We start from the raw sequence: 13,409 nt of genomic DNA, 5'->3' as shown, positions 1-13,409 counted from the left end.
ACGACTGGATCTGACGAGTCGTCAATGACCGTGCGAGGCCTGTCGCCGGCGTCTCTCCGCGGAGCCTCAAAGGGCGGGCGCCGGCTGGCACTTGGGGCACCAGTAGGTGGGGCGCTCGCGGCCCGAGGGGTCGTGCTGGGTGGTGGTACGGATGGGGGTCCGGCAGCGCGGGCACGGCCGGCCAGCTCGGCCGTAGACGTATGCCTGGCGGACCGGGCGGTCCTTGTTGGCCTCCAGGAGCCGCTTCGCGGTGGCCACGAGGCGCTCGGGGGAGGGGAGTTCGCCGATCGGCAGCCAGGGGACGGCCCGGATCGCGAAGCAGATCTCCGACTTGTACACGTTGCCGACCCCGGCGAGGTTGCGCTGGTCGAGCAGGGCGTCACCGATGGTGCGGGCAGGGTCCTGGAGGAGGTTGCGCAGGGCGGAATCGGCGTCCCAGTCGGGGCCGAGGAGATCGGGGCCCAGGTGGCCGACCGCCTTGGACTCGTCCTGGGTGCGGAGCAGTTCGAGCACGGGCAGCCGATAGCCGACAGCCGTGTGCCCGGCGTTCCCGAGGATGGCCCGGATCTGGTGGGCGGGCCCGCCGCCCCAGCGCTCGCCGGGCGCGTAGATCCGCCAGGACCCGTCCATCCGGAGGTGGGAGTGCAGGGTGAGCCCACCCTCGATCCTGGCCAGCAGATGTTTGCCGCGCGGGGTCACATCAAGGACGGCCCGCCCGGTGAGATCCGCCGTGGCGAACCGCGGCACCCGCAGATCGGACCGGGTCAGGACCTGCCCGGCCAGCGCCGCGTGCAGCCGCCGCGCGGCCTGGTAGACGGTGTCACCTTCGGGCATGAGTCCATTCTGCCGGGGGTGGGAGTGGGGTGCCCCCGGTGTGTTCGGCCTGGTTCGGGCAGCGCCGGCGGGACGGCAGCCGTGCCTCGGCCCGGGGCTGCGTCAGGGTCTCAGGCGCAACCCCCTCGGGGTCGGGACGAAGCCCGCCGTTTCCAGGGGGCGGGCCAGCGGGGACGCCAGGGCGGGGTCGCCGTTGGCCCGCTCCACGGTGATCGTGCCGAGCCGGCCCGCCCGCGCCGCCCCCGCGAGGGCCCCGCAGGCCGCGGTCAGTGCCGGATCGTCCGGCTCGGCCGGCCAGGCGAGCAGGGACTTGCCGCCGCGCTCCAGATACAGCACGAGCTCGCCGTCGACCAGAACGACCATGGAACCCGCCTTGCGGCCCGGCTTGTGACCGGCCCCGCCCGGCGGCTCGGGCCAGGGCAGCGCCGCACCGTAGGCATTGGCCGGGTCGGCGGCCGCCAGGACGACCGCCTGTGGGGCGGTGTGCGCGTCGGCGCCCCGGTCCCGGGCGGTGGCGGCCGCCCGCAGCCGGTCCACCGCGCCGTCCATAGCGAACTGGGCCGCGCCGAGCCCCTCGACCACATAGCCGCGCCGGGCCTGCCCGCTGTCCTCGAACGCGGCCAGGATCCGGTACGTCGCGGAGAAGCCGCCCTCGACGCCCTCGGCCTGCACCGCACCCCGGGTGACCACACCGTGCCGGTCCAGGAGGGTGCGGGCCAGGGCGTGGGCGCGGTGGGTCGGGTCGGGCTCGCGGGGCGGGAGCAGGGACCAGCGGCCCGAGACCGTCGGCGGTCCGGTGCGCGAGACCGGGCGGGCCGCGGCGGTCAGGGTGCCGTAACGGCCGCGCGGGACGGGCCGCTTGGCGCGGTGGGCGGTGGAACCCGCGGTGCGCCCGGAGCCGAGCAGGGAACGCAGCGGCGCCAGAGTGTCGTTGGTGAGCCGCCCGGACCACGCCAAGTCCCATACCGCGTCGGCCAGTTGGGGGTCGGTGGCCTCCGGGTGGGTGGTGGCGCGGACCTGGTCGGCGAGCTGGCGGAAGAACAGGCCGTAGCCGGGGGCCAGCGCGGTGAGCACCGACTCGTGGAGCGCGGTCAGTTCGAGCGGGTGCGGGGGCGGCAGGAGCAGCGGGGCCGCGTCGGCCACGTACAGGGAGATCCAGCCGTCCTTGCCGGGCAGTGCGCCCGCCCCGGCCCAGACGACCTCGCCGGTCGTGGTGAGCTCGTCAAGCAGGCCCGTGCTGTAGTCGGCGACCCGGGACGGCAGGATCAGCTTCTCCAGGGCGGAGGCCGGGACTGCGGCGCCCTGCAACTGCTCCACGGCGCGGGCCAGCCCGTCGATGCCGCGCAGCCCGTTGCTGCCCAGGTGCTGCCACTGGGGGAGGAAGGTGGCGAGCGCGGCGGGCGGCACCGGCTCCAGCTCCTGGCGCAGCGCGGCCAGGGAGCGGCGGCGCAGCCTGCGCAGGATCGTCGCGTCGCACCACTCCTGGCCGATGCCCGCCGGATGGAACTCGCCCTGGACGACCCGGCCCGACGCCGCGAGGCGGTGCAGCGCGCCGTCCGTGACCGCGCTGCCCAGGCCGAACCGGGCCGCGGCGGTGGCCGAGGTGAACGGGCCGTGGGTGCGCGCGTAGCGGGACAGCAGGTCGCCGAGGGGGTCCTTCACCGGCTCGGTGAAGGCTTCGGGGACGCCGACCGGCAGCGCCGTGCCCAGCGCGTCGCGCAGCCGTCCCGCGTCCTCGATCGCCGCCCAGTGGTCGGTGCCGGAGACGCGGACCCGGATGGCGCGGCGCGCGGCGCCCAGCTCCGGCGCCCAGCCGGGCTCGGCGCCGCGGGCCGCCAACTCGGCGTCGGTGAGCGGCCCGAGGACCCGCAACAGGTCGGCGACGCCCTCGGCGTCCTTGATGCGGCGGTCCTCGGTGAGCCACTGGAGCTCCCGCTCCAGCTCGGTCAGGACATCGGCGTCCAACAGCTCGCGCAGCTCGGCCTGGCCCAACAGCTCGGCCAGGAGGCGGGAGTCGAGGGAGAGCGCGGCGGCCCGCCGCTCGGCGAGCGGCGAGTCGCCCTCGTACAGGAACTGCGCGACATAGCCGAACAGGAGGGAGCGGGCGAACGGGGACGGCTCGGGTGTGGTGACCTCGACCAGACGCACCCTGCGGGCTTCGAGGTCTCCCATCAGCTCGGTCAGGCCGGGGACGTCGAAGACGTCCTGAAGGCACTCGCGGACCGCTTCGAGGACGATCGGGAACGACCCGAACTCGCTTGCCACCTGGAGCAGTTGAGCCGCCCGCTGGCGCTGCTGCCACAGCGGGGTGCGCTTGCCCGGGTTGCGCCGGGGCAGCAGCAGGGCGCGGGCGGCGCACTCGCGGAAGCGGGAGGCGAACAGCGCGGAACTGCCGACCTGGTCGGTGACGATCTGCTCGATCTCGCCCTTGTCGAACACCGTGTCCGCGGCCCCCACGGGGGCTTGCTCGCTGTCGTACGTCGAGTCGAGGTGCGCCGGGTCCTGGTCGAGGAGGTCGAGGCCCATCAGGTCGGCGTCGGGCAGCCGCAGCACGATGCCGTCGTCGGCGTGCATGACCTGGGCGTCCATGCCGTACCGCTCGGCGAGGCGGGCGCCGAGCGCGAGTGCCCAGGGGGCGTGCACCTGGGCGCCGAAGGGGGAGTGGATGACCACGCGCCAGTCGCCGAGCTCGTCCCGGAAGCGCTCGACCAGGATCGTCCGGTCGTCCGGGATGTGGCCGCAGGCGCGGCGCTGCTCGTCGAGATAGCCGATCACATTGTCCGCGGCCCAGGCGTCGAGGCCCGCGCTCAGCAGGCGCAGCCGGGCGTCGTCGGGGGTGAGCGAGCCGACCTCGCGCAGGAACGCGCCCAGCGCGCGGCCCAGTTCGAGCGGACGGCCCAGCTGGTCGCCCTTCCAGAACGGCAGCCGGCCGGGCACCCCGGGAGCGGGCGAGACCAGGACCCGGTCGCGGGTGATGTCCTCGATCCGCCAAGAGGTGGTGCCCAGGGTGAACACGTCGCCCACCCGTGACTCGTACACCATCTCCTCGTCGAGCTCACCGACCCGGCCGCCGCCCTTCTTCGGGTCGGCCCCGGCCAGGAAGACGCCGAACAGGCCGCGGTCGGGGATCGTGCCGCCCGAGGTGACGGCCAGCCGCTGGGCACCGGGGCGGCCGGTGACCGTGCCCGCCACCCGGTCCCACACCACGCGCGGCCGCAGCTCCGCGAAGGCGTCGGACGGATAGCGGCCCGCCAGCATGTCCAGGACCGCCGTGAACGCCGACTCGGGGAGCGCGGCAAAGGGCGCGGCCCGGCGCACCAGCGCCATCAGGTCGTCCACCTGCCACGTGTCGAGCGCGGTCATCGCGACCAGCTGCTGGGCCAGCACGTCCAGCGGGTTGGACGGAATGCGCAGCGACTCGATCGCCCCCGAGCGCATCCGCTCGGTGACCACCGCCGACTGGACCAGATCGCCGCGGTACTTGGGGAAGACCACCCCGGTGGAGACGGCACCCACCTGGTGACCCGCCCGGCCCACGCGCTGCAGCCCGGAGGCCACCGACGGCGGCGACTCGACCTGGACGACCAGGTCCACCGCGCCCATGTCGATGCCCAGTTCGAGACTGGACGTGGCCACCACCGCCGGAAGGCGGCCCGCCTTCAGGTCCTCCTCCACGAGCGCCCGCTGCTCCTTGGAGACCGAGCCGTGGTGCGCCTTGGCGAGCAGAGCGGGGGCGCCGGCGGCGGCGCCCGAACCGCCCATCAGATCCGCCGGGGAGTGCGCCTCGGGCAGTGGCGCGCCCATGGCGCGCTCGTACGCGATCTCGTTGAGCCGGTTGCACAACCGCTCCGCAAGGCGGCGGGAGTTGGCGAACACGATGGTCGAGCGGTGCGCCTGCACCAGGTCGACGATGCGCTCCTCGACATGGGGCCAGATCGACGGCTTCTCGGCCCCCTCCTGGGCATCGGCCGCAGGTGAGCCGGCCAGCTCGCCCAGGTCCTCCACCGGCACCACCACCGACAGGTCGAACTCCTTGGCGGAGGGCGGCTGGACGATCTCGACCTTGCGCTGCGGGGACAGATAGCGCGCCACCTCGTCGACCGGGCGCACCGTCGCCGACAGGCCGATCCGGCGGGCCGGCTTGGGGAGCAGCTCGTCCAACCGCTCCAGGGAGAGCGCCAGATGGGCGCCCCGCTTGGTGCCCGCGACCGCGTGCACCTCGTCCAGGATCACCGTCTCGATGCCCGCGAGCGCCTCGCGCGCGGCGGAGGTGAGCATCAGGAACAGCGACTCGGGCGTGGTGATCAGAATGTCCGGCGGCCGGCTGATCAGAGACCGCCGCTCGGCGGGCGGGGTGTCTCCGGACCGGATGCCGACCCGCACCTCCGGCTCGGGCAGCCCAAGGCGCACCGACTCCTGGCGGATCCCGGTCAGCGGGGAGCGCAGATTGCGCTCCACATCGACCGCGAGGGCCTTCAGGGGAGACACGTACAGGACCCGGCAGCGCTTCTTCGGCTCGGCGGGCACCGGCGTGGCCGCCAGCCGGTCGAGCGCGGCGAGAAACGCGGCGAGCGTCTTGCCGGACCCGGTCGGGGCGACGACCAGGACGTCCGAGCCCTCCGCGATCGCCCGCCAGGCGCCCTCCTGCGCCGCGGTGGGCGCGGTGAAGGCTCCCGTGAACCAGCCGCGCGTCGCGGGAGAGAAGGAGTCCAGCGCTGTCCTTGCCATGGTCCCCATCGTGCACCCACCCACTGACAATGGCCCGGACCTGCGAGAATGAGGGTATGAACGGGGTCGAGGAATGGGCGCGGCACTGGCAGTACTCCGAACTGCCCGGCCTCGATCTGCTCCGGGCCCGCTATGTGAGCCACTCCTTCCCCCGGCACGCCCACGAAGGGTTCGTCTTCGGAGCGGTGCGCAGCGGCATCGAGAACGTGATCATGCCCGGCGGGACGATCCCGGCACACCCCGGCACCGTTGTCATGATCAACCCCGAGGTTCCGCACGCGGCCCACGCCGGGGTCCCCGAGGGCTGGACGTACGCCACGCTCTACCCCTCGGCGCAGCTGGTCACCGACATAGCGGCGGAAACCACCACGCTGCGCGGCACCGCCGGATTCGCCGAGACCATCGTCGAGGACCCGGACACCGCACTGCTCATCCAGGAAGTGCACCGGGCGGCCGAGCAGGGCAACGCGCTGGCCGCCGACAGCGTGTTCCGCATCGCCGTCGCCCGGCTGCTGCGCCGCCACGGCTGCGCCCTGCCCGAGCGGACACCCCGGTCGGCGGGTGCGCGCGCCGCGACCGCGGCGCGATACCTCCTGGTGGAGCGGCTCGCCGCCCCGCCGTCCCTGGAGCAGCTGGCCAAAGAGCTCGACACGAGCCCGTTCGCGCTGCTGCGCGCCTTCAAGGCGGAGTACGGGCTGCCTCCGCACGCCTGGCTGACGGGCGAGCGCGTACGCCGGGCCGCCCGCCTCCTGGACGGCGGAACCCCGCCCGCCGAGGCCGCCGTCGCCGTGGGCTTCACCGACCAGCCGCACCTCAACCGCCACTTCACCCGGATCGTCGGCGTCACGCCCGGCGCATATCGCCGCGAGCGCGCCAGAACGTAGGCGTGGGCGCGCGAAGGCAGCCCTGCGAGGACGGCGGCGTGGAAGAGCCGAGGCGGGCGAGAGCAACGGCGTGCAAGAACGTACAAGAACCGGGGAGCCGTCTTCTCCTAACGTCCATGGCGTGGCAGCAGAACAGACAGCACCCCCAGAGATACGCCCCGACGCCGAGACAAAGCCCGACGCGGCCGTCGTCCGCGACGCGCTGGGCGTCGGCGTCGCCGTCGGGCTCTCCGGCTTCGCCTTCGGAGTGGCCTCGGCCGGATCGGGACTCACCCTCCTGCAGACGTGCGCGCTCAGCCTGCTCGTCTTCACCGGAGCCTCGCAGTTCGCGCTCGTCGGCGCGCTCGCGGCCGGCGGAAATCCGTTCACCGCGGCGGCCGGCGCCTTCTTCCTCGGTACCCGAAACGCCTTCTATGGGCTGCGCCTGTCCCAACTGCTCGCGCTACCAAAGGCGTTGCGGCCACTGGCCGCCCAATGGGTGATCGACGAGACCACGGCGGTCACCCTCGCCCAGCCCACCCGGCGAGCCGCTCGGATCGGCTTCACCGTCACCGGCCTCACCCTCTACGTGCTGTGGAACCTGACCACGCTCGCCGGAGCTCTGGGCGCTCAGGCCCTGGGCGACACCGACGCCTGGGGACTCGACGCCGCGAGCCCCGCCGTCTTCCTCGCGCTCCTCGCGCCGATGCTCAAGACCTCCACCGAGCGCATCACGGCCGCCTTCGCCGTCGTCCTCGTCCTGGGTCTGCTGCCGGTGCTGCCGGCCGGTGCGCCCGTCCTGGTCGCCGCACTCGCCGCGCCCGTCGTGCTCTTCCTGAAGGGGCGGGGCGGGACGGGGCCGGGCGCCGGGTCTGAGGGGGCCCGGCCCCAGGACGGCGCCGGCCCGGGGCAGTCCGAAGGGATCGGGAACTTCACCAAGGGAGAAGCGCGTTGAACGTCTGGATCGCCATCGCAGCCACCGTCGTCGGCTGCTACCTCGTCAAGCTCATCGGTCTGCTGGTCCCGGCAGGCGCCCTGGAGCGACCGCTGGTCAAGCGGCTTGCCGCGCTGCTGCCGGTGGCACTGCTGGCCGCGCTCACCGCGCAGCAGACCTTCAGCACCGGCCACCAGGTGCTGCTCGACGCCCGGGCGGCCGGGCTCGCGGCGGCGGCCGTCGCGCTGGTGCTGCGCGCCCCCTTCCTGGTGATCGTCGGCGCAGCCGTACTCGTCACGGCGGGCGTACGGGCCCTGGGCGGCTGAGCAGCAGGCGCCGGGGCGGGGCGACCTGTACGCGGACGGACGCGTCCGCGCGACCGCCCCGTCCGTCCCTCGGGCCGTCCGTGAGGCGCCGCCGGGGTCACCCGATGGCGCGGCCGTGGGCACGCAGCGTGCGCAGCGCCTCGATCGTCACCATGGGGCGGCACTCCAGGGCCGTGCCGGGCGCCCACGCACGCCAGTGGATCGGCCAGCCGCCGTCCTCCTGCTGCTCCGCCTCCAGATGATCGAGCGAGCGCTGCATCTCCTGGTCGGTGAACCAGCGGCGGGCCAGCGACTCGGGCACGGCCGCGTAGTGGTGCGGAAAGTGGCGCTCGCCGGGGGCGTACCCCTTGGCGACCGGATAGTCGGCGATCCGGGCCGGATCGAGCACCGCGAGGCCCTGCTCCCTGACGAGCCGGCCGAGCCGGTCCGCGGCCGCCTCGGCCCGGGAGCGGTCGGGGGCGCCGTCCAGGAAGGCGACCGCCGCCTCGACCTCATAAGGATGCGACGTCTCCAGCGAGTCGACCATGGCCCAGCAGAAGTCGGTCGCCCGGAAGAGCCACGCGTGCCACACCTGGTTGCGGTGCAGCAGCCCGACCACCGGGCCGGTGGTCAGCAGGGCGCTGGGCGGGTCGTCGACGATCGGGACGAACGGCGCCGCCGGATAGCCGCGCTGCGAGGGGTGCAGCGCCGGCAGCGCGCCGTCCTTCGTGGAGATGTCCGTCAGGTAGCGGCACATCCGCTCCACGCGCTGACCGCCGAGCCGGCCGACCGAGTCCAGGACCCGCAGCGCGTGCGCGGTGTGCAGGGGCTGGCTGACGGGCCCGCGCAGATCGGGTTCGAGGGCGTGGCCGTAGCCGCCGTCGTCACCCTGATAGGCGGAGAGCGCCGCCTCGACGGCGTCGGCGTCCTTGCCGAGGAAGTGGTAGGCGAACCGGCGCTGTTCGAGCACCCTGGCTGTCAGCCAGATGAAGTGTTCGGCGCGCGCCAGCGGTGAGTCGGGGGAGTGGGGGGATGCCCCGGAACCAGCCATGTTTCAGACGGTAGGGCCCACAGAGCCGCGAGCAGGCCCGACCGCCGGGGCTGCACTCTCAGGGGCGGGATACTTGAGTCATGCGGTTGACGATTTTCTGGGAGCGGATGGCCGACCACTTCGGCGCCGGGTACGCGGACTCCTTCGCGCGTGACCATGTGATGACGGAACTGGGCGGGCGCACCGTGCACGAGGCCCTCGACGCGGGCTGGGAGGCGAAGGACGTCTGGCGGGCGGTCTGCGCCGTCATGGACGTACCCGCCGACAGGCGGTGACGGCGGCCCCTCCGGGGGCGTGCGGGTGGCCGCCTTTCGGGTGAAGGGCGCGGTTCCGGGTGACGGGGCGGTCACCGTCAGGTGGCAGGAACCGGTGTGGCGGCCCGCTGTCGGACACATGGGCGAGACTTGCTCCGTGGCACCGACTGATGAGATCAACACTGACGACCGCGAAGCCGACCGGGCGGACGACCGCGAGACCCGCCCGGCGAGCGGCCCGCGCGACGACTCGCCCGCCTCCGGCGAACCTCCGACGAGCCCCCTCAGGCTCGCCGCCAGCGCACGCATGCCCCGCTGGCTGCCGCGCGCCGCAGTGCTCGTGCTCGCCCTGTACGCCTGTTTCCAGCTGGGCAGTTGGGCCTTCCACCAGCTCATCGGTCTGCTGATCAACATCCTGATCGCGTTCTTCGTCGCGCTCGCCATGGAACCCGCCGTCGGCCGGATGGCGGCCCGCGGAATGCGCCGGGGCGTGGCCACGTTCCTGGTCTTCCTCGCCCTGACGATCGCGACGATCGGCTTCGTCGTGCTGCTCGGCTCGATGCTGGCGGGGCAGATCGTCGACATGGTCGAGCAGTTCCCCAAGTACCTCGACTCGGTGATCAACTGGGTCAACCACACCTTCCACACGGAGCTCTCGCGGGTCGAGGTGCGCGACAGCCTGCTGCACTCCGACTGGCTGCAGAAGTACGTCCAGAACAGCGCGACCGGCGTGCTCGATGTCTCCGCGACCGTCCTCGGCGGCCTCTTCCGGCTGTTGACGATCTTCCTGTTCTCGTTCTACTTCGCCGCCGACGGGCCCCGGCTGCGGCGGGCGGTCTGCTCCGTGCTGCCGCCGGCCCGGCAGGCGGAGGTGCTGCGGGCCTGGGAGATCGCGGTCGACAAGACCGGCGGCTACCTCTACTCGCGCGGCCTCATGGCGCTCATCTCCGGCATCGCGCACTACGTCCTGCTGCAGATCCTCGGCGTTCCCTACGCCCCGGCGCTGGCGGTCTGGGTGGGCCTGGTCTCCCAGTTCATCCCCACCATCGGTACGTATCTGGCCGGCGCGCTGCCCATGCTGATCGCTTTCACCGTGGACCCCTGGTACGCGGTGTGGGTGCTCGGATTCGTGGTGATCTACCAGCAGTTCGAGAACTACATGCTGCAGCCCAAGCTCACCGCGAGGACCGTGGACATCCACCCCGCCGTCGCCTTCGGCTCGGTGATCGCGGGCACGGCCCTCATGGGCGCGGTCGGCGCCCTCATCGCGATCCCGGCGGTCGCGACGCTGCAGGCGTTTCTCGGCGCCTACGTGAAGCGGTACGACGTGACGGACGACCCGCGGGTGCACGGCAGGCACCAGTCGCGCGGCCAGGGCCCCACGGTGGTGCCCGAGGCGAGGCCGTAGGCTGGAATTTCCTATTTGTCGCGATTGTCGGGCGAGTGGGAGTGAAGTGCTCCGCTTCGCGTGGTGCGCTTGACAGTAAAATCGAACATCCATTCTCATGGGAGTCCGGCCCTGTGTTTGCACGGGTTCCACCGCGTTTCCGGTGGAGTTATCCACAGGCTGGAAGGACGTCGGGGCCCATTGTCAGTGGCAGGGGTTAGCGTCTTTGACGTGAAGCGATCGACTCAAGCAAATCGGGTGGAACCCATGGCAGGAACTGACCGCGAGAAGGCGCTCGACGCCGCGCTCGCACAGATTGAACGGCAATTCGGAAAGGGCGCGGTGATGCGCCTGGGCGAGCGGCCGAATGAGCCCATCGAGGTCATCCCCACCGGGTCGACCGCGCTCGACGTGGCGCTCGGCGTCGGCGGCCTGCCGCGCGGCCGTGTGGTGGAGGTGTACGGCCCGGAGTCCTCCGGCAAGACGACCCTGACGCTGCACGCGGTGGCGAACGCGCAGAAGCTCGGCGGTTCGGTGGCCTTCATCGACGCCGAGCACGCCCTCGACCCCGAGTACGCGAAGAAGCTCGGCGTCGACATCGACAACCTGATCCTGTCGCAGCCGGACAACGGCGAGCAGGCGCTGGAGATCGTCGACATGCTGGTCCGCTCCGGCGCGCTCGACCTGATCGTCATCGACTCCGTGGCAGCCCTGGTGCCGCGCGCGGAAATCGAGGGCGAGATGGGCGACTCGCACGTGGGTCTGCAGGCCCGCCTGATGAGCCAGGCGCTCCGGAAGATCACCAGCGCGCTCAACCAGTCGAAGACGACCGCGATCTTCATCAACCAGCTCCGCGAGAAGATCGGCGTGATGTTCGGCTCCCCCGAGACCACGACCGGTGGCCGGGCGCTGAAGTTCTACGCCTCGGTACGTCTCGACATCCGCCGGATCGAGACGCTCAAGGACGGCACGGACGCGGTCGGCAACCGCACCCGCGTCAAGGTCGTCAAGAACAAGGTCGCGCCGCCCTTCAAGCAGGCCGAGTTCGACATCCTCTACGGCCAGGGCATCAGCCGCGAGGGCGGCCTGATCGACATGGGCGTCGAGCACGGCTTCGTCCGCAAGGCGGGCGCCTGGTACACGTACGAGGGCGACCAGCTCGGCCAGGGCAAGGAGAACGCCCGCAACTTCCTGAAGGACAACCCCGACCTCGCCAACGAGATCGAGAAGAAGATCCTCGAGAAGCTGGGCGTCGGTGTCCGGCCGGAGGAGCCGACGGCCGAGCCCGGCAAGGACGCCGCCGAGACCGCCCCGGCGGCTGACGCGGCCGCGGTTCCGGCCCCGGCCACCAAGGCCAAGACGGCCAAGGCCGCCGCTGCCAAGAGCTAGCGGTGACCCGCAGGACCGAATGGGCCGACCCCGAGGAGCCGGGCCCCGGGCGGGCCCGCTCCCGACGGGGCGGCCCGGATGGAGCGGGCGACGGCACCGACTCGTCGAGGGCCGAGAAGGAGCCGCCGCCGCAGGACCCGGCTGAGCGGGCGCGGGCAATCTGCCTGCGCCTGCTCACCGGGACCCCCCGGACCCGTAAACAGCTCGCCGACGCCCTCAAGAAGCGGGAGATCCCCGACGAGGTCTCCGAAGAGGTCCTCTCCCGCTTCGAAGAAGTCGGGCTGATCAACGACGCGGCATTCGCCGACGCCTGGGTGGAGTCCCGCCACCACGGGCGCGGGCTCGCCCGCCGCGCGCTGGCCCGCGAACTGCGCACCAAGGGCGTCGACTCGTCGGTCATCGACGAGGCCGTCGGCCAGCTCGACTCCGACCAGGAGGAGGAGACCGCGCGCGAACTGGTGGCGCGCAAACTCCGCTCCACGCGCGGCCTCGACCGCGACCGCCGGCTCCGCCGCCTCGCCGGCATGCTCGCCCGCAAGGGCTACCCGGAGGGCATGGCCCTCAGAGTGGTCCGCCAGGCACTGGAGCAGGAGGGCGAAAACGCGGACGACCTGTACGAGATGTGAGTCGCCGGTCAGGCGGTGGCGGCCGTGACCGGCAGCCCCGCTGTGCGCCACGCCTGGAAACCGCCGATCAGGTCGGTCGCCCGGTGCAGCCCCAACTGCCGCAGCGACCCCGCCGCGAGGGACGACGCGTACCCCTCATTGCAGATCACCACCACCCGCAGGTCGTGGCCGGTCGCCTCGGCGGCGCGATGGCTGCCCTGCGGATCGAGCCGCCATTCCAGTTCGTTGCGCTCGACGACCAGGGCGCCAGGAATCAGCCCGTCCCTGTCGCGCAGCGCCGCATACCGGATGTCCACCAGGAGCGCCCCGTCGGCGGCCTCGGCGAAGGCCTCCTCGGCGGTCACCCGGTCCAGGCCGGCCCTGACCCGGTCGAGGAGGTCGTCGATCCCCACCGGTCGCGTACGTTCCGCACTCACTGCCAGTCCTCCGGACGCTCGACCTGCTCGATGCGGAGCACCGCGCCCGTCCGGCTGTAACGCCGGATCAGAGGCAGCGGCGGATAGTAGGCGTGCACCGAGATCGCGTGCTCGGCCCCCGACTCGTTCCTCACCTCGTGCACATGGTGCGGCCCGAAGGCCCGCCCGCTTCCGGTCCCCAACTGCCGTGAACGGTCGATCCCTTCGGCGAGTTCCAGGGTCTTCCAGCCCTCCGTGGGCAGCCGGGCCGCCAGCGAGTCCTCACGCAGCGCGCCGGCCGCGGTGGCGAAGGCACCGTGAGAACCGCCGTGATCGTGCCAGCCCGTACCGGTGCCGGGCGGCCAGCCGATCAGCCAGGCCTCACTGCCGCCCGGCCCGTCGAGACGAATCCAGGTGCGCCCCTCTTCGTCGAGGGGCAGTGAGGCGACCAGTGCGGCGTCGGCGGCGGTACGGAGGGCGAAGTCGAGCAGGTCCGCCTCGGTCGGCGCGGAGCCGGAGCCGGGTGTGGCGGCGGGAGCGGGCACGGATGTAGTGACAGATGTGCTTACGGAGAGCGACACGGAGGACCGTCCTGAGGAAGTTCGCGAATGCGCGCGTACGGCAACAGCGCCTCAAGGGCGCG

The 13,409-nt window shown here is 72.6% G+C and carries 12 protein-coding genes; 7 read left to right on the top strand and 5 right to left on the bottom strand.

Features of this window, described 5'->3' with window-relative positions; all coding sequences use genetic code 11:
• Positions 1-66: 66 nt before the first annotated feature.
• Positions 67-834: an Fpg/Nei family DNA glycosylase gene (locus tag OHA17_RS10945; protein ID WP_406506223.1), complete on the bottom strand. Its 768-nt coding sequence runs from the start codon at positions 832-834 to the stop codon at positions 67-69.
• A gap of 102 nt (positions 835-936) precedes the next feature.
• Entirely contained in the window at positions 937-5,562 is a 4,626-nt protein-coding gene (locus OHA17_RS10940) for an ATP-dependent helicase (RefSeq protein ID WP_406506221.1), read from the bottom strand.
• A gap of 56 nt (positions 5,563-5,618) precedes the next feature.
• Here OHA17_RS10940 and OHA17_RS10935 point away from each other — a divergent pair, with 56 nt between their 5' ends.
• The 3 genes from OHA17_RS10935 (at position 5,619) to OHA17_RS10925 (ending at position 7,685) form a co-directional block, all read left to right on the top strand.
• Complete coding sequence (locus OHA17_RS10935) at positions 5,619-6,446, top strand: AraC family transcriptional regulator (protein WP_398879807.1); 828 nt, start codon at positions 5,619-5,621, stop codon at positions 6,444-6,446.
• A gap of 121 nt (positions 6,447-6,567) precedes the next feature.
• Entirely contained in the window at positions 6,568-7,380 is an 813-nt protein-coding gene (locus OHA17_RS10930; protein WP_406506219.1) for an AzlC family ABC transporter permease, read from the top strand.
• The gene (locus OHA17_RS10925) at positions 7,377-7,685 is read left to right on the top strand and encodes an AzlD domain-containing protein (RefSeq protein ID WP_406506217.1); all 309 of its coding nucleotides are present in this window, start codon (positions 7,377-7,379) and stop codon (positions 7,683-7,685) included. The genes OHA17_RS10930 and OHA17_RS10925 overlap by 4 nt, the downstream gene beginning before the upstream one ends.
• Positions 7,686-7,782: 97 nt before the next feature.
• Here OHA17_RS10925 and OHA17_RS10920 read toward each other — a convergent pair whose 3' ends face one another.
• Positions 7,783-8,715, bottom strand: coding sequence for a hypothetical protein (locus OHA17_RS10920; protein ID WP_398879813.1), 933 nt, complete (start codon positions 8,713-8,715; stop codon positions 7,783-7,785).
• Positions 8,716-8,795: 80 nt separating this feature from the next.
• Here OHA17_RS10920 and OHA17_RS10915 point away from each other — a divergent pair, with 80 nt between their 5' ends.
• The 4 genes from OHA17_RS10915 to recX all read left to right on the top strand — a co-directional run bounded on the left by OHA17_RS10915 (position 8,796) and on the right by recX (position 12,371).
• Positions 8,796-8,990: a DUF3046 domain-containing protein gene (locus OHA17_RS10915; RefSeq protein ID WP_406506215.1), complete on the top strand. Its 195-nt coding sequence runs from the start codon at positions 8,796-8,798 to the stop codon at positions 8,988-8,990.
• Between the two features lie 136 nt (positions 8,991-9,126).
• A complete protein-coding gene (locus OHA17_RS10910) occupies positions 9,127-10,377 on the top strand; it encodes an AI-2E family transporter (RefSeq protein ID WP_406506213.1) in 1,251 nt (416 codons plus the stop codon).
• 246 nt (positions 10,378-10,623) lie between these two features.
• Entirely contained in the window at positions 10,624-11,745 is a 1,122-nt protein-coding gene (gene recA / locus OHA17_RS10905; RefSeq protein ID WP_053726401.1) for a recombinase RecA, read from the top strand.
• Between the two features lie 2 nt (positions 11,746-11,747).
• On the top strand, positions 11,748-12,371 hold the full coding sequence (gene recX, locus OHA17_RS10900) for a recombination regulator RecX (RefSeq protein ID WP_078966428.1): 624 nt from the start codon (positions 11,748-11,750) through the stop codon (positions 12,369-12,371).
• 8 nt (positions 12,372-12,379) lie between these two features.
• Here the strand turns inward: recX and OHA17_RS10895 are convergent, their stop codons facing one another.
• Both OHA17_RS10895 and OHA17_RS10890 read right to left on the bottom strand, forming a co-directional pair.
• Positions 12,380-12,787, bottom strand: a complete 408-nt coding sequence (locus OHA17_RS10895) for a rhodanese-like domain-containing protein (RefSeq protein ID WP_398879819.1) — start codon at positions 12,785-12,787, stop codon at positions 12,380-12,382.
• The gene (locus OHA17_RS10890; protein WP_406506210.1) at positions 12,784-13,311 is read right to left on the bottom strand and encodes a cysteine dioxygenase; all 528 of its coding nucleotides are present in this window, start codon (positions 13,309-13,311) and stop codon (positions 12,784-12,786) included. Before OHA17_RS10890 ends, OHA17_RS10895 begins: the two co-directional genes overlap by 4 nt.
• Positions 13,312-13,409: the final 98 nt, after the last annotated feature.

The sequence above is a fragment of the Streptomyces sp. NBC_00212 genome, from assembly GCF_045206365.1.
In the GTDB taxonomy this organism is placed as follows: Bacteria; Actinomycetota; Actinomycetes; order Streptomycetales; family Streptomycetaceae; genus Streptomyces.
Note: the sequence above shows the minus strand (reverse complement) of the source record. Positions and strands in the feature narration are given on the sequence as shown.

Coding starts and splice junctions, on each gene's coding strand:
- OHA17_RS10945 (WP_406506223.1), bottom strand. CDS start 834: ATGCCCGAAGGTGACACCGTCTACCAGGCCGCGCGGCGGCTGCACGCG.
- OHA17_RS10920 (WP_398879813.1), bottom strand. CDS start 8,715: ATGGCTGGTTCCGGGGCATCCCCCCACTCCCCCGACTCACCGCTGGCG.
- recA (WP_053726401.1), top strand. CDS start 10,624: ATGGCAGGAACTGACCGCGAGAAGGCGCTCGACGCCGCGCTCGCACAG.
- OHA17_RS10935 (WP_398879807.1), top strand. CDS start 5,619: ATGAACGGGGTCGAGGAATGGGCGCGGCACTGGCAGTACTCCGAACTG.
- OHA17_RS10915 (WP_406506215.1), top strand. CDS start 8,796: ATGCGGTTGACGATTTTCTGGGAGCGGATGGCCGACCACTTCGGCGCC.
- OHA17_RS10940 (WP_406506221.1), bottom strand. CDS start 5,562: ATGGCAAGGACAGCGCTGGACTCCTTCTCTCCCGCGACGCGCGGCTGG.